Annotated in this window: 16 protein-coding genes and 1 pseudogene; 3 read left to right on the top strand and 14 right to left on the bottom strand. The window is 45.2% G+C overall.

Annotated features, from left to right (window positions below; genetic code table 11):
- Nucleotides 1-22: 22 nt before the first annotated feature.
- Nucleotides 23-580: an ECF transporter S component gene (locus ATC1_RS08485; protein ID WP_082174717.1), complete on the bottom strand. Its 558-nt coding sequence runs from the start codon at nucleotides 578-580 to the stop codon at nucleotides 23-25.
- 139 nt (nucleotides 581-719) lie between these two features.
- A complete protein-coding gene (gene rpmF / locus ATC1_RS08480) occupies nucleotides 720-920 on the bottom strand; it encodes a 50S ribosomal protein L32 (protein ID WP_062280378.1) in 201 nt (66 codons plus the stop codon).
- Nucleotides 921-1,474: 554 nt separating this feature from the next.
- Between rpmF and ATC1_RS08475 the strand changes: the two genes are divergently transcribed.
- The 3 genes from ATC1_RS08475 to secF all read left to right on the top strand — a co-directional run bounded on the left by ATC1_RS08475 (nucleotide 1,475) and on the right by secF (nucleotide 4,869).
- Nucleotides 1,475-2,197 carry a SpoIIE family protein phosphatase gene (locus tag ATC1_RS08475; RefSeq protein WP_062280375.1) on the top strand — a complete coding sequence of 241 codons (723 nt, stop codon included), beginning with the start codon at nucleotides 1,475-1,477 and terminating at the stop codon, nucleotides 2,195-2,197.
- 321 nt (nucleotides 2,198-2,518) lie between these two features.
- Nucleotides 2,519-3,925 (top strand): protein translocase subunit SecD, encoded by a 1,407-nt coding sequence (gene secD, locus ATC1_RS08465; RefSeq protein WP_062280368.1) that lies wholly within the window; start codon nucleotides 2,519-2,521, stop codon nucleotides 3,923-3,925.
- An 11-nt stretch (nucleotides 3,926-3,936) separates the two neighbouring features.
- Nucleotides 3,937-4,869, top strand: coding sequence for a protein translocase subunit SecF (secF, locus tag ATC1_RS08460; protein WP_062280365.1), 933 nt, complete (start codon nucleotides 3,937-3,939; stop codon nucleotides 4,867-4,869).
- A 96-nt stretch (nucleotides 4,870-4,965) separates the two neighbouring features.
- Here secF and ATC1_RS08455 read toward each other — a convergent pair whose 3' ends face one another.
- The 12 genes and pseudogenes from ATC1_RS08455 to ATC1_RS08405 all read right to left on the bottom strand — a co-directional run bounded on the left by ATC1_RS08455 (nucleotide 4,966) and on the right by ATC1_RS08405 (nucleotide 23,363).
- Nucleotides 4,966-5,685 (bottom strand): hypothetical protein, encoded by a 720-nt coding sequence (locus ATC1_RS08455; RefSeq protein ID WP_062280362.1) that lies wholly within the window; start codon nucleotides 5,683-5,685, stop codon nucleotides 4,966-4,968.
- Nucleotides 5,682-7,649, bottom strand: coding sequence for a BREX-3 system phosphatase PglZ (gene pglZ / locus ATC1_RS08450; protein WP_062280359.1), 1,968 nt, complete (start codon nucleotides 7,647-7,649; stop codon nucleotides 5,682-5,684). Before pglZ ends, ATC1_RS08455 begins: the two co-directional genes overlap by 4 nt.
- 7 nt (nucleotides 7,650-7,656) lie before the next feature.
- Nucleotides 7,657-7,938, bottom strand: a pseudogene (locus tag ATC1_RS15000) (NYN domain-containing protein); the annotation flags it as partial.
- A 15-nt stretch (nucleotides 7,939-7,953) separates the two neighbouring features.
- On the bottom strand, nucleotides 7,954-8,301 hold the full coding sequence (locus tag ATC1_RS14995) for a PIN domain-containing protein (protein ID WP_201777265.1): 348 nt from the start codon (nucleotides 8,299-8,301) through the stop codon (nucleotides 7,954-7,956).
- Between the two features lie 182 nt (nucleotides 8,302-8,483).
- A complete protein-coding gene (locus ATC1_RS08440; protein WP_082174837.1) occupies nucleotides 8,484-11,180 on the bottom strand; it encodes a DNA methyltransferase in 2,697 nt (898 codons plus the stop codon).
- Between the two features lie 355 nt (nucleotides 11,181-11,535).
- Nucleotides 11,536-15,312 carry a DUF6079 family protein gene (locus ATC1_RS08435; protein ID WP_062280357.1) on the bottom strand — a complete coding sequence of 1,259 codons (3,777 nt, stop codon included), beginning with the start codon at nucleotides 15,310-15,312 and terminating at the stop codon, nucleotides 11,536-11,538.
- Between the two features lie 12 nt (nucleotides 15,313-15,324).
- Nucleotides 15,325-15,792 carry a BREX-3 system P-loop-containing protein BrxF gene (gene brxF, locus ATC1_RS08430; RefSeq protein ID WP_062280354.1) on the bottom strand — a complete coding sequence of 156 codons (468 nt, stop codon included), beginning with the start codon at nucleotides 15,790-15,792 and terminating at the stop codon, nucleotides 15,325-15,327.
- Nucleotides 15,793-16,503: 711 nt separating this feature from the next.
- Complete coding sequence (locus ATC1_RS08425; protein ID WP_062280351.1) at nucleotides 16,504-18,048, bottom strand: leucine-rich repeat domain-containing protein; 1,545 nt, start codon at nucleotides 18,046-18,048, stop codon at nucleotides 16,504-16,506.
- Nucleotides 18,049-18,446: 398 nt separating this feature from the next.
- Nucleotides 18,447-19,145: a DUF4386 domain-containing protein gene (locus ATC1_RS08420; protein ID WP_172667742.1), complete on the bottom strand. Its 699-nt coding sequence runs from the start codon at nucleotides 19,143-19,145 to the stop codon at nucleotides 18,447-18,449.
- Nucleotides 19,146-19,167: 22 nt separating this feature from the next.
- Complete coding sequence (locus ATC1_RS08415; protein WP_062280344.1) at nucleotides 19,168-19,845, bottom strand: DUF4386 family protein; 678 nt, start codon at nucleotides 19,843-19,845, stop codon at nucleotides 19,168-19,170.
- Nucleotides 19,846-20,222: 377 nt separating this feature from the next.
- Nucleotides 20,223-20,495, bottom strand: coding sequence for a hypothetical protein (locus ATC1_RS08410; RefSeq protein ID WP_062280340.1), 273 nt, complete (start codon nucleotides 20,493-20,495; stop codon nucleotides 20,223-20,225).
- 213 nt (nucleotides 20,496-20,708) lie between these two features.
- A complete protein-coding gene (locus ATC1_RS08405; RefSeq protein ID WP_062280337.1) occupies nucleotides 20,709-23,363 on the bottom strand; it encodes a LuxR C-terminal-related transcriptional regulator in 2,655 nt (884 codons plus the stop codon).
- Between the last annotated feature and the right edge of the window lie 138 nt (nucleotides 23,364-23,501).

The following is a 23,501-nucleotide window of genomic DNA, read 5'->3' as shown; positions in this document are numbered from 1 at the left end:
CATGGATGCCGAGCTGTAAACCTCAGATTTTGGAACCCTGTCTTCTGCCAATCCGTATCTGCCGGACAGCAGCGATAACCAGTAAAGACACCAGGGAGGAGACAACGATTTCAGGCAAGCCATTAATAACTGCGATGCTTCCCAAAACCTTCCAGGGCAATAATCCCATTAATCCGATCATACCTAAAACCAGCGTTGTATTCGCAATCGATCCTGCTATCGCTCCGGCCAAAATGCCTGGAACCGGCCAACGCTTCAGCAGTCGATAAACCAGCCAGGCAGCCGGTCCGATGAATAGACGCGGCAAAATGGACAACAACGGATTCGTGAACCACACATCCGTCGGTCCGGCAGGAGCCGCTGCGGCTTGAATCATGCTCAACAAGCCAAAAATCAAACCGATGCCAGTTCCAACGATTGGCCCCTCAAGAATTGCGCCAATAATGACCGGAACATGTAGAATTGTCAACGATACACCACCAAACCATGGAATCAATCCCCAATGCGTAATTCCCAACAGAATCGTTATTGCACCTAAAACAGCCGTAATCACAATTTTTTGTGTACGTTCCTGAGCCATTTCCATCTCCCGTAAAGTTTCTATGATAAAACAACAAAAAATACTTCAAAATAATTCAGAATTCACTCATGTTTCGATTGCAGTACAAATAAAAAAACGGACTGCCGCTATGGAGTCCGTCTTTTTGTCAATGGTACATTTATTCTTTTTTCGCTTCTTTTTTCGTGACGTTAATCACTTCGCGGCCTTTGTAATACCCACAGCTTGGGCAAACTGTGTGTGGCAGGCACATTTCTCCGCAATTTGAACAAGCCGTCAAATTGTTGGGAGTCAGGAAATCATTAGCGCGACGTCGATCTCTGCGTGCACTGGAAACTTTTCTTTTTGGCAGTGGTGTCATTGAAAACTCCTTAATTGTTCCACCATAAATATACCCATTGTACAGGCGAAAACAATTATAGCCATGCAAGATCACTTCGTCAAGTTCAGAAAAAATCTGATGACAATTATCGGTGAATGAATTATGAAAAGAATTCTTTGTTGTTCTTATAGTTTTCCGCTTCGCGGAAAACTATAAGAACAACAAAGTTCCTTTTTTTTGTTCGAAAGTCAATCCATATTTCGAACAACAAATGAAAAAAATTACACATCCAATAACGAAAATTGAATACGATTTTCGTAGGAATTACTGCAATTCGAAATATAGATAAGTATTTCGAATCAATCGCGCAAAAACATCACAACAACAAAGAATCTTATCCATATATCGAACTACAGAAAAAAAATTACACATACACTAATGAAAATGGAATTCGATTTTCGTAGGAATTGCTGGAGTGACAAATAATAAATATATTTATCTTAATTGATTATATATTAGATTTTCGGTCGGAAATTTCGTTTTTCCATATGGGTACTCTCTTATTTTTTCTTAACTTGTGATAAAATTCTTACATGGATTTACGAATTGGCATCGCGAAAACGCATAAATATACCGCTGATGAAAGCGGCGAGACAATTGAAGTCATCGAGCGTCCTTTGTGCGGAGGTTATTCGGTCGTTCTATGTGATGGCATGAATTCAGGCTGTCAGGCAAAAGCAATTTCTTCTTTTGTCGTCACCAGGATTGCCAGTCTCATCTCTGAAGGAGTACGCGACAGCACCGCAATTCGTGCCACTTCCGATCAACTATTCACTACCTACAGCGGAAAAACTGAAGCCTATCTGAATACCGTTTCCATTGACCTCAATACCGGAACATTTGTTGTCAGCCGCAACAGCCCTTGTCCAGTTTATTATTATCAACGGGGGATCATTGATTCCTGGAACAATGCGTGTCAGCCAATCGGCGGCTCGAAACACATCCAACCTTCCATCACAGAGATGCCGATTGAGGCGGGTGTTTTGATCATCCTTTTTTCCGACGGAGTGTTTACTGCCGGACAATCCTACGGTCAGGAAATTGACATCCCGACATTGATTCATTCCATGATGGACGACAGTAATTCTGCAACAGCGCAGCAAATTGCGGATTTTATTCTGAATCAAGCCATCCGACTGGATCAGGAAAAGCCCTGTCAGGATATGTGCGTCATGGTCATGCAGGTAACGCCCAGCGATTCCGGCGTGATCCGGAAAGTATCCTACGAACTCCCGATTCAAAACAATTATTATTGATCCTTTCTTTCAAGTCATCATACCCGGTAATTTGAAATATGAAAATTATTTTTTGATGTTCATATGGCTTTGCGTTTCACGCAAAGCCATATGAACATTTTTTTTCGAAAAGTCAATTCATATACCGAATTGCTGCATCATATCTATATATGGTGCATCGGGCAACCACAAGGATTGCCTCTACGAGTAATTTCCGATAGAAAAATGAAAATCGGGCGACATCGTGCGATTCTGTGGACAAAAAGATTAATGCGGTATAATACACATTTGGATTTTTCCGCCAAATTATGGCAGGTTTAAACTCTGGAGGCATAAACAAGTATGAAAAAGCCCTTTGTAAACCTCATCATAATCATTCTGATATTCCTGTGTGCTCTATTTGTTGACGTGTCCCATGAAAATGGGCTCAGGATCGGCAGTTTACAGCGATCCGGCAACTTATATTTGGGTCTGGACCTTCAGGGTGGTATGCAGGTTCTGCTCGAAGCAGATGTCGAAGACGGCACAGTTGTCAGCGCCGATCAATTAAACACAGCTCGCCAGATTCTTGAAAATCGAAGTAATGGTCTGGGAGTAAGTGACGTTGTTTTCCAGGTAGCCGGCAGCAACCGTATTCTGGCCGAGTTCCCCGGTATGACGAATACCGAAGAAGTGCTTGCTACACTGAAAGGTACCGGCTTATTAGAGTTCGTTGATACCGGAGATGAATTCATGATGGAGGGAGATCCCATCAAAACAGATTTAACTGTTTCTTCCTCTGAAAAATCATCGGAAACAACCACAACTGCGGCAGCAACTGCAGCAAATTTGACTGATTCCTCCGATAGCAGCGATTCCACCGAAACAGCCACAGAAGAAAAAGTGTACCACACCGTTCTGACAGGGGCAGCCTTGCAAAACGTCAGTGTCCAAATGGAAAACAGCACACCGGTAGTTGCGTTTGAATTAAAAAGCGATGCATCCCAAACATTCGCTGATTTTACATCAGCAAATATCGGAAAATATCTGACTATCGTTCTGGACGGTAAAGTAATTTCCAGCCCGCGAATTAACGGAGCTATCACCGGCGGAAGCGGCGTTATCACCGGCAACTTTACGATTGATTCTGCCAACGCTCTGTCCGTTCAATTGAAATACGGCGCCTTACCGGTACCGCTCAAAATCGTCGAATACAAAATGATCGGCGCTACCTTGGGTGAAGACAGCCTTAAGAAAAGCCTGGTGGCAGGCTTGATCGGGTTGGCACTGGCAGCATTGTTCATGATCCTCTACTATCGCCTTGCTGGTGCCGTTGCCGTGCTCGCAATTATCTTCTACGGCGCTGTCTCTCTGGCGCTGTACAAACTGATCCCGATCACCTTATCCCTGTCCGGTATCGCTGGTTTCATCCTCACCACCGGCGGCGCATTTGACGCCAACATTCTGATGTTCGAACGTTTGAAAGAAGAACTGCGCAACGGAAAAACCATCAACCAGGCAATCACACTTTGCTGGACACGCGCATGGTCTTCCATCCGAGACTCCAACGTTGCGACACTCATCACCGCTGCGATTCTCTTCTATTTCGGATCGTCATTCGGCGCGACCATTGTCAAAGGTTTTGCTGTCTCGCTTTGTCTGGGCGTTTTAATCAGTATGTTCACCGCTTTCCTGGTCACAAGGACACTGCTCCACTATACGACAAAAGTCGTTAAACCGGAAAATCAAAATAAATGGTTCGGTGTATAGGAGGAGAAAAAATGAAACTTAATATTCTATCGAAACGCTATTGGTACTTTGCTTTTTCATTACTCCTGATCCTGCCCGGTTTGATCCTATTAATTGTCAAAGGCATGCCGATGGGAATTGACTTCACCGGCGGCACTTTAATGGAACTGAAATTTTCCGAGGGAAACCGTCCCGAGCGCGAGGTTTTATCCCAGGCCGCACTGGATTTTGGAATTGAAAACACCGTTGTCCTTTCCGGGGATAGCAACGCCATCGTGCGCACCCCGTTCCTGGATGACGACCAGATCGAATCCTTCATCAAATTTGCCGCTGAAACCTACAAAGAAGATCCGGCGACACTGCGCTACAGTATCAGCAGCGTCGGCCCTTCCATCGGTAAAGAAGTCGCCAGCCGCGCTTTTCTGGCAGTTGCAGCCGCGGCGCTCGGCGTCATCCTGTACATCTGGTTCGCTTTCCGCTCCATCCCGAATTCATTCCGCTATGGCGTCTGCGCGATTATCGCCATGATCCATGACGGCTTGATCGTCATCAGCCTTTCCGCATTGGGTCGTTTCTGGGGCTGGCAGTTCACATCCCTGACCCTGACCGCATTGCTAACCGTGATCGGTTTCTCCGTGCAGGACAAGATCGTGGTGTTTGACCGCATTCGCGAAAACTCCCGCATTCTGCGCAAACTGGAATTCGAAACGCTCGTCAATCACTCCATCGTGCAAACGCTGCAGCGCTCGATCAACACCCAGTTAATGACCTCCGAATTCATGCTGCTCTCCATGGCGCTGCTGGGCGGCACCTCCCTGCGTGACTTCTCCGTCATTCTGCTGGTCGGCTTGCTGATGGGTACCTATTCCTCGATCTTCATTGCAGCCCCGCTGCTGGTGATCTGGGAAAAAGAGGAATGGAAAAATTGGTTCAACAAAGGCAAAAAATCAACCGCACAGGCTTAATCCTGTTGAACGTTGACTGAATAAGAAACCAGCCGCAGCGAGGGATGACCTCAATGTGGCTGGTTTTTTTTGTTTTTATGAGGGATGGAGCAATGATTATATGATTCTTACCATCTCAAGTCCACCGCCCTGCCGTTGTACCTCAAAACGTTTATCTTTTCGCAGGTTATCAACCCCAACCGTTAATTGAAAGGGGTAGAGTTCCGGTAAATGAATTAAATCATCAAATGGGAGACCATCTGCAGGATGCGCATAAAGCGCACTGCCTAACAGCCATAGCTGCAGATTTTCTCGGGATGAAAAATGTCTCAATAAAATTTGATAGTTTTGTTTTTCACCAGAAACCATAATAGCCCCCCAATTGGTCAACGAGGCAATAATCCTTTCTACAGATCGATCCAAACCACCCAGATGGCCATATTCGCCGGAAATTCGGTCTTTTATCATTTTTCGGGTAATAATTTCCTCCGTGCGGCTAATCTGCCCGATTGCGGCTGTAACTTTTCGAAAAATTGGATAACAGACCAGCGTCATGCCATAATGCAGCCAAAATCGCTCACCGGATGTCGATGAAGCGGAAAACAAAGATAAAGCTTCCTTACGGATTTGGGGGGCTGTTTTTTCTGATTTAACCCAAATCGCGGAGAGCACATCGATGGTTTTTCTTTCTGCTTCTATTCCGATGACAGTTCCTGAAATTGTCTCTGCCAGGCGCTGTCGAATGGTTAATGGCTCGGTATTTTGGACGCACAATGATGCTGTCACATCCAGCCAATCGAGCGTAATTGTTCGACTAAATCCGATACCTTTATTCATAGGTTGCTTTCTTTTGTAATTTGAATGAATGGAACGATGACTTCATCGATTGAAATGCCGCCATGCGTAACGACGACCTCTCCATTGAGAGCAAAGGCATCCCGTCCCTTCGGCATTAATGCGATCATTTGGTCAGGCAAAAGACCGTCATCCGTCCATGCAATAGTGTCCGGGAAATCAGCCTGAACACGCAAGGCAGCCAATCGGTCTTGATAGAGGCGCACGCGTTTTCCTCGTGTCTGTGCCACCAAACCTTCCGAGGGTTGCCCCACGCCAACTGCCTCTACATGTCCGTGATCGCTGGCAATAAACAACGCATATCCTTGATCCAGATATGCATCGAGTTGTGTTTCAAGCGGCAGCGAATTTGTACAGTGCATTGGATCAAGCCACAGGCGAAGGGAAGATAGCTGATCAGCAGCACCAAGGGTGGCATGGTGCGCCAGTCTATCGAGCGTATCGTCAATTAAACACCAAAAATTCACCCGTGGATCCTGCAATTCCGGCAATTGATCGATCTGCCGATCATAATACAGCGGCAACAGCTTACAGGCAGCTTCAGCGATACCTTCTCTCGACCAAAACAATTCCCAGGCTCGTGCTTCGGAAACACAGTGATTGATATCCTCTGCAAAATCAGTCAGCCGCAGGCCTGAAATCATGGCATATCTGGAAATGGAAGTAATAGTCGGAATCTGCGAAAACACGAGATTGGTTCGCATCTTCCAATCTGTATGGCGCTGACTCCATGCGGCAGAAACCACCTGCCAATCCGTTAGAGATAATCCGTCCAGGATCAGCAGTACCACTTTATCCAGACTGCCAGAATTGCGAAGGTATGCCAGATAGTGAGGAATATGATGCACGTGGTGAGGGGTTGGCAAACGCTGTGCACCCAAAGCAGCGTAATTATTCCGGAGCCATACTGTAAAAAGCGGATCCATATCCCGCAAAATACTCCGATAGGCTTCTTCTTGTTCAGAATTGGCAGCAAGATCGGTTTGCATTATCGCGCTGCTGAGTTCAGCCCAGGTCAGCGCCAGTCCCTTCCAAACGTTCCACCCTGCTTGCCCACCCGCCTGGATAGCGCGGACCTGTTGTTGGGTGTTTTCCAGCAGCATTGACAACCGTTGAAGGCGCCCGTCAACGAACATAACCCCAGGACGAGCCCATGTAGGCAAGCCGGCTTGTTCTTCAATCTGTAAAGGCTGGATGGTTCCGCGACGAACCAGACCAGGCACCAGGTCCTGTAACTGCGAGTCGTTTGAAAAGGGGATAGAATACGCGGTTTGCGGTTCGTTAATCTGTTTGCCTGAAATGGATTGATCAATCGATTTCTGCCATTCATGCTGGATAAAGCGCTGGAATGCCTGCGCATCCCGGATCAATACATCGATATTCCACGCTTGATAATCGGAATAACCATTCAAGCGATCGACCAGACTGTTTCGTAGCAGATCCGGAAGCGGGGAGAATTGATGGTGATAGTCAACCAGCCATGCAATCAATACATGAGGTTGACGGAATGCAGCCGGATCAGCATGAAAAACCGTGTGGAGAAGGAATTCGATTGTTTTTCGTCGGCTCAATAGCTGATTTGGTTGTTGGCATGTTTCAAGTATCTCAATTTGGTCAGGACGTAACGTTTGCAGGACCGGATAAGCCAGGTTGGGAAAAAACTGATGCAGCGATACGTTGATCCGATAAGCGCACTGATAAAGGTCATACGGCAGGTCTTCCAATGAGCCAGCGGTCGTTAAGATGATCGGGTGATCCAGTGTAAACGGCCGCACTTCCTCGATGCAGTGACGCAGGAGTACCGGGTCATCTTCCTGGATAACCTGAAATCCACGCCGCGTCAATTCTGCCATCAGCGCTTCACCGGCCAGCAAGCGATCCGGGTCGCTAACCAGAGTAAGCGGGTGCGTTTGGGAAGGAAAATATTTTAATAGATCATCATTCATACTTCATCTACCAGCTTGCTGGTTTTGTAAATGTACCATTTTTATCTTGCAGGGTATTTGGGAATTGACTGGCCGCCAGAACGCCCTGCCGAATATCTTTTACAAAAGTTGCTGTACGTTTTAACTCTTGGCTTGGAGAATTGGGGTGGGGATTGAGTACGATCACTCCTTTATTCAGCTCATTCCGAACGATTTTAATTGCCTCAACCAAGTCGGAATCGTTACTAATCACAATTGCCACACCATAAGCGCCTTGATATCCATCGTGCAGAAGATGCGTGGCAATATTTACATCGGATCCCTTTTATTCGGTTTTGATGACTTCTGCATAGGTTTTTTGCCCTGCTACAGGATTTGCCAATGGCAACCTGACCGGGTGTGTCAAAAAATGGCCAAATATGATCTCCAAATTGGGAATTGTCCTCAACGCACGAAGATACATTTGCTGGCGCAGTGGTTGTTCAGGATCTTGCTGCCGAGCGCTGACCACTGCAGTGAAGTACTTAATTTTTTTAATCTGGTTTATTGGAAGAATCAACTGGACCATTTTTTGGATATCCAGCCATTTATTTGCGGTATTCTTAACAGCTCCATAATACAAATTAAATCCATCTACATAAACATAAGATGGAATCGGATTTTCCCCTGCCATATTTATTGATTTCTCCTGCTTAAATAAGCAGAGGCGGGTATCAGCCGCCTCGCACCCTGCCCCCGAAGGAACAGGGGGGATGTGTTTCTTTTATAGCATGAATCATTTGAAATGTCAAATGAGGTTTCAGTAATTTGTTGTTGGTTTATTAAAACGATTTGTTTCCTCATTTTTGCCAATTTCTATCCTTTTCTCAATTGCGCACTGTCGTAATACATCAGCAGATCCGGATCTTCACGCAGCACATCTTCTGGCAGGCGCTCAGCAATCCTGACGATCACTTGATAGTCCTGACGCTTGAAACAAGCGGCAAAGCCAGCACGCACCGCTTCACTGCGAAAGACTTTCAGTCGACCGGTGCTTTCGGTATATTCTTTGAATTCTTTCAACAAGGCACGCTGGCGCACCTTCTCCAGATCGCTGGCTTTATTATGATCCGGTACATACCATTTGCCTTCTGTATCTTGCAGGAAGTTTTGTTTCAGTATTTCAATCAATTCCAGCGGCTGCTCGTGTTTGGCGCGGTTCATCACGCGGTTGAAGTCGTTGGTCAGGTCGCCCTGGGTCTTGGGCTCACCACCAGAATCTGAATCAAGCTGTTGATGTAGCCAGGTGATGGCTGTCTTCTCATCATTGACGAACAGGGTGAGCTGCACCGGTTTTTTCGCGTTGAGCATGGCGCGGTCGTATTCGGCCACCTGGTCAGGGAGGAAATACATCCCGTCGCGGCGGGTGAAGCGCTGCTCCAAGCCGGCGTAGAACTCGAGCGCTGACAACGGCACCATAACCCCGCGCTGCACATGAAATGCTACCATTCGATCAAAGAGCAAAAATGCCTGGCGTTCAGCATTGACCGCCGGGACACCGTTGGATTCGTTAGTAACAGGGAGTTTACCAAGGTGGTATCGTACGAACTCCCATGCACCGTCTTCCGTTCCAGCTTTCAGTTTGAAACATTCTTCCAGGTTACCATTGGGTTTATAAGCTGAGATGATAAGATCTTGTTTGACAGCACCAGTTGTAGATAATTGTTTTGTTGTTCCCTTTTGTTTGTCGAGAACACGAACATCCGCTACTATGAAATACGCCTTTTGAAGAGATTCTTGAATTACATTCCAAATCTGGTTTTGGGAATTATGAAATTCGACGGTTATCCACCCTCCCGATTTAAGGATTCTTATAAACTCTGAAAAGCAGGATGTCATCAATTCAGCATACTGAGGAATTAGTTTATGCGTATATTTGTTAATTATGGCTTCTTCATGGGAATTAGTAATCACCTTTATCCAAGATTCTATGAGGAAATTTAATTCAGAGTAATTAAGATTGGAACCAAATGGCGGATCAACAAAAATATAGTCAATGGATTCTTCTGGAATCTTCAACCTTGTAGATGAATTAGTCGAAATTACCTTCTTGTTATGTGGAATTTGTACAGAAAGGTGATCCTCTAGTTTTTCATTAACAAAATAAAAAGGCGAAATTTCTACTGGTGTAGAACTAACGTACAGTGTTCCAGATAATGGGCCAACGTGCCTATGATGTTCAAACATATATCGATTCAACTTGTGTAGTCGCGATTGTGAAGAAGTAAACCAAATTTCTAAATAGTGTTTCACTCGTTCAGTAGTATTCTTCTTAAATATAGAATCCTGTATTTTTGCGAGAATCCATAAATTGCGCCTAGAATAATAATGATGAACATGCGTCAATCCTGTGTCATCATTACGTCGGCTCTCTGAGCCCTCAGGCATTCTTTCGGTCGGTATTCCATAGGGGATTTTTTGGTTGCTAATTTTATCTATAATTTCCAGGTCATAATTGTCAGGTTTCTTCTCGAATCTCTTCTTTCCCACGTGATAACTGATCAGCACAGGAACCTGCTTTACTTGGCGTACTGTATTATTGGTTTCTTTATCAAGGAAAGTAGTCCAGGCATATTCAGCTTTCAATGCTCCACACTCTTTACTGGGATTTTTTCCGAGTAAAGAAGAACATCTAGGACAACTCCATGTATCAGTAACAACTCCAGTCGATGGATTTGTTGTTTCATCCCAGAAAGCCATCTCTTGCCCGCAATTTGGGCAAACGAATATATCTGACCAGACAGTATAGTTAATCTTACCTTTCACCCGATTTGGATCGTCACAGTTGGGATGCCAGGTCTCGTACATCCAGCCGCATTCCTGTTCCACTTCGCATAAAATGCGCCTGGCTTCGTGCTCGAAGGCAACCGCATCGACGGGGGTGTTGTAGTTGTAGGCAATGAAAGTGGCGGCAGGGGAAAGATCGTTCAACACGGCCTTGCGCGCGCCCAGACGCGAGATGACTTTCTCGCCTTCCCAGATCACGCCTTGATCATCCACACGGTAGCCTAAGCTCTCCACGGTTTTCTTATCACCGCATAGTTGTGCCGCTACACCAGTCATACCCGTGCCGCAAAAGCCGTCAAAGACAATATCTCCCGGGTCGGTGTAATGCAAAATATAGCGCATGATGGCTTTGTGCGGCACCTTGGTGTGATAGGAATGGGCGTTGTAGATCGGGTCATTCTTGCCTTCGCTGACATCCGCCGCAAATGGCTCGCGCTGGTATTTTTCTTCTTTCAACCCGAGTTTGCTGCGTATTTCTTCGCGTTCCTGCTGCCACTGGGAAAGAATCTCCAGAAGGAAGGGATTGGGGCAGGCGGTGTAGTAGGGCGGATCCGAAAGCGCAAGGATATCCTCGTCCGTTCCGATGGGGAAACCTTCAATGGCGCGGAAAGCGGGATCTTTCAGGTATGCAGCCAGCCGTTGGCGGTATTCCTCGCATTTGGTCTGCTCTTCAGGTGTTAGAGCGGAGTTTTTCGGGGGTATCAATTCGGGTTGATATTCGGTCATAACAATTCCTCTGATAAGTCCATGATAGCTCAATGCAGTTGAACAGTAATGATAATCCCAAAACGGGAGCTGACTCAGATGATCCCTCATTACTCCAGCAATTCGAATTATGAGAAAGATTAATTGTTGTTGTGTTGGTTTTGCGCTCCGCGCAAAACCAACACAACAACAAATTTTCTCTCTTCACTCAAAAAGTTTTTCCAAATTTCGAATTACTGCTATTACTCGCAGCTTGTCCTATTCATCGCTGAGATACGGCGCTGAATCATGAAACCCAAGTCCAGGATGAGTCGCTCGTGAGATCCCCCATTGCGAGGATGTTCGTTTCCAATTACTCCCATCTGGCATTATGGAATTATTGGTCCAGAGTCAGGCGTGTATTACCGGCATCATGGCCGCGCATCTGCTGGTCCAAATACTGCTTGAAACGATTTTGCAGTTCTTCGCGTGTGCAGGGAAGTCCGCCATTTTTTAATGCCTGCAGCAAAGAATCAACTGCCAAAGTCACAGTCTGTATCCCCCGCAAAGCCTGGATTGCTGACGGAATAAATTTGGACGGTAAACCTTCTGCGTCATCGCCTTGCTGCAAGAATGCTTCGACTGGTTTGCGCTCGGCTGACGACATAGCTTCCAGGCTGTGCTGGGCGGTATCGCTGTTCAGGTTGTCGCACAGCGCTTTGCGCCAATTTTTAAGCAGGTCGCTCAACTTGGCGTCCAGCAGGTGAACCAGGGCATCTGAATTGGCTGCCGTGCGTTGCTGCGCCGGTCGTAGATGACAGTAAGGACAGGTGGGTGAATCAGTCAACACACCTTCGTGAAACTCGCGGCATGAAACCAACCCGGTGAGCTGCTGCTTCCAGAATTCAAAATCACCGCTGCGCGTCAGCAACTCAATGGCGGATAGTGCACGCATGGATTCAAAACGCGCATCCCGATAAAGACGCTGGCGTAAATCGTCCCCGCTGGCTGTGAGTACTGATTTACGGTGCAGGTCGCTATATACCGCAATATATTCTTGCTTCAGTTGAGCCAGGTCCCGCAGAATAGCCTGTTGATCAAAAGCCGCGCTGCCTTTTCCCAACCGCCGGATTGAGTCCAGCGTATCCTTCTGAACTTGGCGGGCGTGATGGGACCATTCATGGTCTTCCGGCAGGTTAGCCTGAGCTTCGGCCAGGTAGGATGTGTACGGTTGGATTTGCATGACCGCATCTAATAACTGGCTCGCCCGCTGCATACTTTGCCGATCATTCAAATTTTCCTGAATTTGCCCGGAGGTATAACGCAGATTCCGCAATTTTCCAACAATCGTGTATTTGCTCAATTCTTCTAAAAATTGTTTATATCCGCGCAAGCCGGGTAAAAGGTCCAAGGTGGATAGCGAGAATTCCGGAGCATCACTACCCACCACCGTGCCTTGCTCGACTACAAAAGTCAACCGATCCGTAAAAATCGGCGTGTTCCATAGCTGTATACCCTGTTCCAACCGGTTTTGCAGCTTTACTACCATCTCCAATTCTGCATGAACCAACCGTTGTAGTTCGGTCACCGCGTTTTCGCGCGTGTTTTCATCGCGTATGAGACCAGGTTGTAAACCCAGTCCCTCAAAAATCAGAATCCATAGGTTAATGGGTAACGTGCGAGGGCGTTTGAAGAAACGGAAGTTGGTGATATCGATCATCGAGCGGGTCATAGCACGTTCCAACGAGCCGGCATCCAGTTCTTCACGACCATCCAGACTGAGCACAATATCGCCATTATAGACCAGAGAGAGCAAAATGACAGAAACCCATTCGGGTTCCAGATTGAATTTCAAATCTTTTTCCACCGGTTGAATTCCGCCGGATACCAGGTCAATCACTTCACCGCGGTTGATCACCTGACCATCGGGTTTATCATTGAGCAGCTTTAGAAAATACTCACTATAGGGGGAATCATACGGATGAATACTGCCTTGCCCATCCAGAATGCCCAAGCCTTCCAAAACACCGGAGCCTAAATTTGAAGTACGTCCGCACAGGCAGCGAATGGCTTCCATGGCGCTGTTGGCGCGTGCAGTTTCGGTCACCGGTTGGCTCAATCGATTAAATCTGGGATAGTCCGGGTAGCGATCTTCAAATTCTGAGGAGAATAAGTGAGAAGAAATCAGGCGGATTAACTCCTCAATATTTGTGCTGGCTGTGCCACGCATGCGCGTGAGGACGGAGTAAATGGGCTCGTCAACGCCCTGATAAATAACATGCAGTTTTTCGACCAAATGCGTTTGCAACCAATGCATCAGGCTGCGGAAATTGGTATCAGCTTTGTTGGCATATTCTGTCCGATATTCTGTGGATTCATTGGCCATAGCCCGCGCGCCGGCATAAAGTCGGATTTTTTCTTCAAACTCATGATCCAATCCGGCAAGGTAGAATAGCGCTTCATCGGGCAGCTTCTGATCATTACAGGTACGGCTCTGAAATGGCGGAAGGAAGTAAATATAAAAATCGCGGGGCGGTTGGGCAGTTGTACGCTCATCCGGAGGTCCAAAGAACAGATATCCTGGTCGGGTCACTTTATGATCTGACCAGGGCAGTTCATAAAACCATATGCTATATCCGGTCAGATAGGTGGTATCACTCAGGTTGAGAGCCTGGCGCAAGGCATTATAAAAATAGATGTTAATATCTGACTTATCCATGAAATCACCGCGTTCATGGATTTTTTGATCAAAATCTACCGCTTTTTTCAAATCCAGGTAATATTGGCCGTTTTCGGAATTATAAGACAGGAATTGACCCTGGACAGTCTTCATTATTTCTCTCAGAGCAACCTGAACCTGATCCAACAAAAAGTCCGCATTATTCATCTCAGCTGGTAAACGTTGGAAAAGGCACAAACCATCGCGTAAACCTTCTGCTGTCACACCAAACGAAACGAAAATATCGCTCGTGGTTAACCGCTGCACACTCAATGCTCGGATAATGCGGATCGCCATATCCTTCAGGTTAGGCCGAGTGTATGCATTTTGGATTAATCCCTCCAGGATATTGCTTTTCTGGATCACGCGGGCGATATCATCAATACTACGTAAACTGGGATCGTCTTGAATTAACTTCCAATACTGATCATAGGAAATTAATCCAGGCTGGTCTGCGGGGACTTCCTGATCCAATACAGATCGAATCGCAGTACTGAATGTTTTTAAAACCTGACGTTTTTCTGCAATCGCCAGGTTCTCAAACGTTTCCACATATACTGGATGAATCGGGAAGAGGTCCACAAATTCATCCAAACGATCAGCTATCGCTTTATATAAAGGGGCAAATGTCCTCAAATGGTCAGTAATCCGTGCTTTTTGCGCATCGGTCTTTTTGAGCAGACGTTGGGAAACAACATAGGTAATATCTTCGCGGGCAATATCAATTGGTTCAAAACGGTGTTTGACGCGGCGAAGCTGTTCTGCCACAAAACTGAATCGTGGGTTTTCAAACAAAGTCTCCTGTAAACCGCCTATAAACCGGAAGGGACAGGATGCAGCTACTTCACCCAATTCCCGTAAGAATCCCAGGTCGAGTATCAAGGCATGTTGTTCACGAGTACGCAAATAATCCAGCAGTTCATCCACTGCTAATAGTAATCCCATCCCTGGAAATTTTTCTTGAAATACTGCCATTGCTTGAATGATGGACGTTTTATTATTGGTAATCTGGTCTGCTGACGGAAATATAAAAGAAATCTCCCAGGTATGGAGTGCCGATTGGATCTCATCCAGCAAGATTTCCCGTAATCCACGGGTTACGCTACCTATCTCCACGCGGATAACTTTAAACTTGCCCGCAAAACTTCCGCAAGCATTCTTGACCTTTTCATTGGTAAGGCAATCTTTTAACTCTGCTCTCTCTGCTATTGAGGAAATCACAGACATTAAGTGACTTTTCCCAGTACCGTAATTACCGACGATTAAGACACCTTTGTTGTCTTGCGGGCGTTCAAACTGCAATTGCGGAAAAACCATATCGATCAGTTTGTTCGCCATGGCATCGGATATGACATAGGATTGCACAAGGCTTTTTGCAGTAGATTCTTTTTCGGCATCACGTAATTGGATGATTGTTTCAATCGGTGTAAATTGAACGAGATCACGATACAACATAGTGATTACTCCTTATGCGTCTGTGATTTGGTAAATTACGATTCTGGGCTGCTGCAACAGAGAATCAGAAATTTTCCAGATTCGATAATGATGATGATCAGGAATTGCGTAGGAAAGTATATCTAAAGCATATTTTCCTGGCCAGAGAACGATTAGCTGTTTTGAATGAGCGATTTGGCGTATCAATGCAAAATAATCAATTTTGAGGGAAGGATGAAATAAGAGGTCAGGATGAGAAAATAGTACGGGTTCTTTTTGTAACTCGCAAATAAGATCCTTTAACCATTCTTGAGCAAATTCACCACGTTTGTCAGTTGAGATTTTCATAAGCGCGCTGCTCAACTCCCTGCTGACATTGAAATTCCGAATACCGAAGGATTGAATTTTTTCTGAAATTTCATCTAAAATTTGGATTTGTGGATTTGTCAGGATTAAACCATCATAATTTCGTGCAAGCAATGATTCTATTGTACAGTTCACTGGTTCCCTCTCCTTAACGATATCCCCGCAAAAAAAGCATTTGTGTTTCACCACCTACGAAAGCTGGCATTTGCTCGACAGGCTGATTCTCGCTTTTAAACGATCCATTTACTCATCACTTCATCTTGGGTTAAGATTTGCTACCTTCAGGCAATCCTTTTCCTCCTGCTGCGATCGATTCATGTTTTTCACAATCGTTTGCATATGCCAGCCTTCCCATCTTCCATGATGTATACCGATTGCGTAACGCATCATCTTTTTTACGGAATTTATTCCATTTTGCAAGCAGTTATCTTTTATTTTGAATTGATTCTGTGATTATACCATTTCAATTTTTAACAATTCGAAACACAGCAATTCGAAATATGGATGGATCTGTCATTGCGATCATTGAGAAGCAATTTATTCTCGTATGTGTCAAAAGATTGCCACGCTCATACGGGGCTCGCCCCTCCAGGGTAATAACAATGACAGAAACCACATAACAAGGCGAAATATGGACATGCTTTTCGAATAAATCGGGAATATATGTAGCAGTGATGTTTTTGCGCTTTGCGTAAAAACATCACTGCTACATATATTCCTTTCCATGTATTGAATTACCGCATGAAAGCACTGGATGAAATTTTTGCCTGAAAACAGATGTATTTTCCAACGGAACATGTTTCACGGGTTTCAGGCAGGCCGCCAATTGCCAGCATTCTTTCCCCTTCAATCACCTGCCGGCAGCGTGAATAACGCTTCGAGAGTCATACCAAAGGTATTCTCAACATATTGCAGCATCAGAGCCACAGAATGTTGATATATATCCTCAATCCCGGGGTCATTGTAAGCTTTGATAAAGTATTCTTCCACAGTCATGTCTTTGTTGCTGCACCAGCCGTCTATGTGTTCCTGCGTTTCGATAAAATACGTAAAATCAGCACCGCCCTGATTGTTATCGTCTGCTCCCACCACAATCTTTTTTTCGTTATCGTAATACATCATAACAATCCGATATTCGTCACTCAGCTGCGTAAAGAAACGAAAATCATAAGCTTTCTCTCCCCATTCCGGATGATGGATTTCGATATTGACATCCTTCCCCTCCCGCTGCTCATATAAGTACACCGCATTCGCCAAGTCCGGGAAAAAGCCCAGGTTTTTGAGCGTTGGCGACTCAAATGGCATCGCATACAGCGACTTGGCGGTCCGATTAAATGTTTTTTGGATAGCCTCGTTAAAAATACGCATCGGTGCAAGCAGAACATCTTCGCCCTCCAGAACGTCCATTGCTGCGAGCAATACTTTCTCCGAATTCTCCCGTTCTCCCGTCCCGATGGTAAAGCTGTCATGTGCCATGTCATAAACGTAGTTTACGAGCATCTCGTCGTTTTTTACAATTTGGAAAACGTAGGCATCAAGATCGCCATAGAAACCCGCAAACAACTTATAATCATCCGTCAGATACGTTGAGATCCGGATGATATTCGCATCCCATTCCGCTGGCGGAGCGCCCCATTTGGAATGGTTGATTGTTATCGATGCATGCTCGCCATCATAGAACGCCTGATGGTTTTCATTATCCATTGTAAAACCCAATTCTTTAAGCGTGAACGCCAGAGTGAAATCTTTCTTCTCCAGATTCGGGTATATATTTTCCAGCAATGAATAGTCGTTAACCGGGCTGTTAGCCAGATAAAGCTGCTTCAAATTCTTCAGCGAAGTCAGTAGAGATACATCAGTGATCGTTGAATTATCAAGCTTGAGAATTTCCAAATGGATCAGTTTTACAAGTGGACTGTAGTCTTGTGCCGCACAGTTGGAAAGGATTAACACTTTTAAGCTTGTCAGCCCGGTGAGAGGTGTCAAATCATCAACCGGATTTCCACCCAGTGACAACAATGTGAGTTTTGGAAGCTCTTTCAATGGTGAAATATCGGTGATGGCATGATCGGACAAGTCGAGAGATTCAAGGTTAGTAAAGTATTCTAACCCGCTGATATCCCGAATCACATGCCCACTGGAGATATACTGCTGCCATGAATTACTGAGGTTCAATCGCGTCAACGCTTCAGCCTCCGCCATTGTGATATCGCCCTCCAATTTGCCCATCGATCCGCGAACCATCGCCTCCAATACCGGATCAACAAACTTGACAAATTTAGAATCCGAAGAAACCTCGAATGATTGTGCAATTTTTGCGGCAGATGCATCAGTGAACACAAACCTGATGGTCAACAAAACAGTCAGCAGTATGATTTGCATCTTTTTCATAGAAAAAACTCCTTGGTTCCATGAACCTTGTTTTAGATAATCAGCCATACTTTTTTGATCTATCTGCAATCAGAGATTTTAGATTGAGAAAGGAAATATGCTGTAGTGGTGATCTGTGAGATGGAAAATCAATTTTTGTATTGATTTATATTTTAATCGATTCATCGGATCACGTTTAACAATTCGAAATTTGGATTAAATTTTCAAATAAAAATACTGTTGTTCTAATGGCTTTGCACGAAGCGTAAAACCATTAGAACAACATTGAATTCTTTTCATATTTCGAATTACTGGAAATATGGAGTGGATTAGATGTAGATCTTTTGTTTACAAGATATGAATCAATAAAAAATCTACATCTTTTTCTTTTTATCTGAGTCACCAATCACAATTACAAATCACTGATCAACCTCAGCCAAGGCTGGTTTTGATTGTTTCACACCTTTGATCAGCAGCCATAGCGTCAACGAAAATTCACCGATGAAGCCGATCGTGGAGCTGATAGTAACAATCATAGTGCTCGGGAATAGGAAATACTGCAGCGGGTAAAGTAACCAACCAAAGCACTCAGCCATCAGCACGATTCCTAAAATGCGCGGGAGGAAACCGGACTTGTACACGACATAACCCAGTGGGAACAGCCAGGCACTGAAGAAAAACTGGGAGATCATAAATCCACTTTCGTGTAAGTGAATGAAGTACATCGCCATAGCTTGCAGTTGATCCGGTTGAAAGGCTTTCAGATATTCTGAACCACTTGTAAGCAAAAATGCTGCATAAAGATTCAGCGTATTTAGGCACTGAATGGTAACTCCGGCTGCATTGAGCAAAAGGAATAACAACGCGACATTTTGATTTACGGAACGTAATAACACGTATAGTGTCCACACCGCCAGCAGAAAAAGAATACCAGCGATAATATCACTCACAAAGCCGATCTTGAAATATCCACCGGATGTCTGGATGTTGATGAAAGTGGCTGATGTATCCTCCATATGGATCAGCTTCGAGCGTGTAGCATCGGCGAGGGCGAAAACAATCATGTATATCAAGTACAACGCCCCTGCAATTCTTGCGATTTTATTCTTTGAAATCATTTTTTTCCTTTGAGATTTCTTTTTACACATGCGTCTGTTTCATCGTTGTGGTAAGGAAATTACTGCGCAGCAGTATGATTCCCAGCCAGATGTACCAGAGGATCTGACCCAGACCAAAAACTCCAACGAAATTGTTCAGTACTGGGATGATCGTAAGGATGCCCACTACACCGATCACGAGCCCCAGAATGTTTAAAGGTTTAGGCAGCCCTTTGGTTTGGAATCCTGCCAGGCTGATCAGGAGCGTAAAGACGCCACCGAGGATTTCACCATTGGCATTGCCCAGTCCGCTTGTTACTGCTTCAATACTCTGCCAGGTGAACGCTGCCTGCGTCGGATCTTTCGCATAAAGCGGAACAATCGCCGCCAATCCGGCATTCGAGACCATCCCACTGGCAATGAGAGAACCTGCCCAGATAAGCCCGACCACGATTGCCGCCTGCATCACTGGAACAGCGCCAGATTTCAAACGGTCATATAAAGCCAGCAATAAGATGATCAGGGCAAAACCAAAGAAAACGTACATCAGCAGGTTGGTCGAAAAGACGATCATCTGCTTTTCGACGTTCAAAGCCACCTTTTGAGCCGGGTCAGTAATGCTGGTATAGTCCAGCACAACGAGAAAAACAACAATTCCGATCATATGGGAAATTGCCATATAGAAAGCGGCAATACCGCCAAATTTTTGTAAAGCTTTCATTGTAATATCCAATCTTAGAATAAGAATGATCAGCAGCCCAATGGTTTTCAGGCGCCATGGCCAGACTGATCTTCAGGCTGGCAGCGTTTCCATGCGTACCAGATGATGAATAGATTGATGACAATCAAGATCACGCTATAAAACAGGTAATGCAATGCAGGTGGGGTTCCTTTGTTCTTATGGTTTTGTGCGAAGCGCAAAACCATAAGAACAACACAGAATTCTTTTCATATTTCAAATTACTGGTTATTTGCTGAAACCCGTGGATTATTATGAAATGAAAATTACCAAATTTACGCTCCTTTCCAATTGGCTCATAACCATTTCGAAGTATGGAGATTTTTTTGAAAAGCCAGTCCGTATTTCATGTTGATGATTTATTGTTCAATGTCAGGTGTATTTTCCGCAAAGGATTCAACAGGTCCAACCGATATCAATGTCATCCCCAAATCACGAATTTTTTTCAGTAACCCATGCAGCGCTGCCTGATCGATCACAGGTCCCGTCAAGAGGGTAATGTCATTACCTTCCAACGTGGCGATCATGCCCTTGAACCAGTCTGACCATTCGGAATCCAGATATCCCTTGATTCTGATTTGATAGATCACAGGCTGATTTGGATTTTTTTCGGGATCGCAATTTTTTGGCATACATCTCCTGATAGGGCTGGTTTACATTGATTCGCGCACCTGCGATTCGAAATATGGGGAGAATTTCATTCGGTTGGTCCATATTTCAAATGGCTGGTAGAACGGGTCCATGCATCACTAATATACCTGCTCAAAAGTGTCATTGAACAGACACTTAAGTGTGAGCTGGGGTGTTATTTTTTATCGTTATGGTAAAAATGGGGATACTGGTGTTTACAATAAACCCAGTTCTCGGGCGCGGGCAATCGCTTCCGTTCGCCGCTGGACATGTAATTTTTCAAAAATCCGACGATTGTACCCTTTGATGGTATCAAGCGCCAGGAAAAGCCTTTCGCCAATTTCTTGATTTGAAAAGCCCTGATCGATCAACCGCAGGACTTCCAATTCGCGTACACTAAGTGTATCGACCAACGATGAAGAACCGGGTAGCGTAGCTGTAGCCTGTTTATTGCTCACTTCCGCCTCGAAGGCAGCCAAAAGCCTGTTGACATAGTCCGGACAAATACCTTGTGCAGCCGCTGCAGACAGAAGATCTGCCATCGGTTTGCCCTCATCAAGGAAGATACGGAGGAAGCCACTCGGCTCAGCCAATGAAAGTACCTCGCTGAGTACTTGAGTTGCTTTATCCTTCTCATCACACGCATAGAATGTGAGAGTTTGAAGAATCATCGCTCGAAGACGTTCATCAGCCCATCTCCGCGCTTCCATTTGCTGGCGATAAAGCTCCAGAATTGCCAATCCAGCAGACGGGTTGCCTTGTGCCAGTGCGACACGCGCCTGAGACAGAGGGATCTCATATCGCTGAACCAATGGAATTGCATCGGAGACACTGCCTTGCCGCAGCAACACGGAAACCTGGGCAGCAGCTATCTCCGGCAGCCGCAGCAGAAATTTTCTTTGCCGGGCAGTTTGTTCAATTCGGATTAATTGCCCTAAGGCATCCTCCAGATCGCCATGAGCCAACTTTAACCGTGCCAGAAACACTTCACTGACAATGAAACGGTCAATCTTACTGTCAAGCTGCAGCGCCAATTGCAGACTCTGCTGTCCATAGCGTTCGGCAGCAATTAAATCGTTCCACTCGTAGCTGATACGTGCTAATCCAAGGAGCGCAATACTGGCATTTGGCTGCGGATGATCGCCAAATAATTGCAGTACCTCATGATAAGTCTCAGCTGCCAGATTAAGCTGGTTTTCCATTTCCTGTAAGGAACCCATATTGCTTGCAGCCAGGATTTTTGAAAAAACATGTCCGGATTTTTGGCTGATCTCAATACAATCTTGATTGGCTTGTGCAGCTCCAGCACGATCTCCTTGAAACATAAAAGCTGAAGTTAATGCCCAATTAGCCGTAAAGCGATATGTCAGGTTGTCCGAATGCAAATATTCAAGAGCACGGCGAGCCTGAATGATCATTTCAGCCGGATCATAACGGAAAAGCGCCAGGGTGGCCCGGGCACAGGCTATTTGTCCGATCAAGTCCCGGATTTGGTCGCTTTCCTCAGCATGATATGATTCTTTTCGAGCAGTAAAAACGGCTTCAGCAGCCTGCAATTTTTCTTCGACACCGGTGGACAGCCCGAGCACCAATGCTGTAGTGGCAGATCGTACCCAAAGTCGAGGTCTGGTATCCAACACGGATTTCGGCAATGAGTTCAGCCAGTTCAGAACGGGTATTGCGACGCTGCGGAGATGCAAACCGATTTGCTCAGTTTCAATCAAGCGTTCAGCGCGCTCGACATCATTGGCTGCGGTCGCATGCAGAAAAGCCTCAAAAAGTGAACCGGTTTTTTCAAACCATTCACTGGCACGGATATGCAACTCAGAAATTATCTCACGGGAAAGATTTTGGCCCAACCGATTGAGCAAGAGATTTCTAAATAAATGGTGATATCGGTACCACTGCCTTTCATTGTCCTGGGGGATAATGAAAAGATTAACGCGCTCCAGATATTCCAAAGTAGCTTTACTGGAAGCAGAAGTGTCCTGCAGAATGGCATCACACAGTGATCCGCACATACGATCAAGAATGGACGTTTTTTGGAGAAAGTCTTGGATATTTTCGGGCTGTCGATGTAAGACCTCCTCTAACAAATAATCCATGACAAATCGGTTACTGTCTGTGAAGTTTTGGATGAATCTGTCAGTATCCTGTAAACCCTGCATCGAGATAGCTGCCATTTGCATCCCAGCGATCCATCCTTCAGTCCGGAGTTCCAGCAAATCGATACCCTTTTTTGAAAGGTTTAACTGCATGATGCGATTAAAAAATTCTTCTGTTTCATAATTCGAGAAACGCAGATCAGCAGCCCGTAATTCGATGCAGTGGTTTTGTGCGCGGAGACGCGCCAACGGCAGGTTCGGATCTTCGCGTGTGACAATGACCAGATGCATGCACGGCGGCTGATGGCTAATCAGGAATTCCAATGCTTGATCCACCTGCTGTGAATCAACCAAATGGTAATCCTCCAGGACAACGACAAATTTTTCCTCGATGAATGAAATTTCATTAATCAGCAGGATCAGCGTATTCTCGATCTGGAGAGGTTGCGGAGATTGAAGGATCGCCTGCAGATTCTGCCCAATTCCCGGTTTGACTTTTTGTAATGCTGCTGCCAGGTATGTAATGAAGCGTGCCGGATCATTATCCCGTTCATCCAGTGACAACCATGCAATCGGAACCTTAATTGTCTCGATCCATGAGCTGATCAATGTGGATTTTCCAAATCCGGCAGGAGCAGAAATGAGCGTAAGTTTGCAGCCTGTAAGAAGGCTATGATTCAACCGTTCAAACAGATTGTTCCTTAAGACGAGCATTCCACGGGTTGTTGGGACAAATAATTTCGTCAGCAGAATTTGTTCAGACATTTAAATCTATTATATATCGCAGTGTTGTAGCAGATGAATATGGATTTGAATCCAGCAATCTAAAATTTAAAATAGCTTTTCGAATTACTGTAGGATTGGGATTTGAACTTTTTCAAAGAACGCTCTATAATAATAACA

This window comes from Flexilinea flocculi (genome assembly GCF_001192795.1).
GTDB lineage: Bacteria > Chloroflexota > Anaerolineae > Anaerolineales > Anaerolineaceae > Flexilinea > Flexilinea flocculi.
This window is presented reverse-complemented; position numbering and strand designations above follow the sequence as displayed.

Excerpts from the sequence above, each read along its gene's own strand:
- pglZ (WP_062280359.1), bottom strand. The coding sequence starts at position 7,649 with ATGAATGATGATCTATTAAAATATTTTCCTTCCCAAACGCACCCGCTT.
- ATC1_RS08455 (WP_062280362.1), bottom strand. The coding sequence starts at position 5,685 with ATGAATAAAGGTATCGGATTTAGTCGAACAATTACGCTCGATTGGCTG.
- ATC1_RS08440 (WP_082174837.1), bottom strand. The coding sequence starts at position 11,180 with ATGACCGAATATCAACCCGAATTGATACCCCCGAAAAACTCCGCTCTA.
- ATC1_RS14995 (WP_201777265.1), bottom strand. The coding sequence starts at position 8,301 with ATGGCAGGGGAAAATCCGATTCCATCTTATGTTTATGTAGATGGATTT.
- ATC1_RS08435 (WP_062280357.1), bottom strand. The coding sequence starts at position 15,312 with ATGTTGTATCGTGATCTCGTTCAATTTACACCGATTGAAACAATCATC.
- ATC1_RS08420 (WP_172667742.1), bottom strand. The coding sequence starts at position 19,145 with ATGATTTCAAAGAATAAAATCGCAAGAATTGCAGGGGCGTTGTACTTG.
- ATC1_RS08425 (WP_062280351.1), bottom strand. The coding sequence starts at position 18,048 with ATGAAAAAGATGCAAATCATACTGCTGACTGTTTTGTTGACCATCAGG.
- ATC1_RS08410 (WP_062280340.1), bottom strand. The coding sequence starts at position 20,495 with ATGCCAAAAAATTGCGATCCCGAAAAAAATCCAAATCAGCCTGTGATC.
- rpmF (WP_062280378.1), bottom strand. The coding sequence starts at position 920 with ATGACACCACTGCCAAAAAGAAAAGTTTCCAGTGCACGCAGAGATCGA.
- secF (WP_062280365.1), top strand. The coding sequence starts at position 3,937 with ATGAAACTTAATATTCTATCGAAACGCTATTGGTACTTTGCTTTTTCA.
- ATC1_RS08415 (WP_062280344.1), bottom strand. The coding sequence starts at position 19,845 with ATGAAAGCTTTACAAAAATTTGGCGGTATTGCCGCTTTCTATATGGCA.
- ATC1_RS08485 (WP_082174717.1), bottom strand. The coding sequence starts at position 580 with ATGGCTCAGGAACGTACACAAAAAATTGTGATTACGGCTGTTTTAGGT.
- secD (WP_062280368.1), top strand. The coding sequence starts at position 2,519 with ATGAAAAAGCCCTTTGTAAACCTCATCATAATCATTCTGATATTCCTG.
- ATC1_RS08405 (WP_062280337.1), bottom strand. The coding sequence starts at position 23,363 with ATGTCTGAACAAATTCTGCTGACGAAATTATTTGTCCCAACAACCCGT.
- ATC1_RS08475 (WP_062280375.1), top strand. The coding sequence starts at position 1,475 with ATGGATTTACGAATTGGCATCGCGAAAACGCATAAATATACCGCTGAT.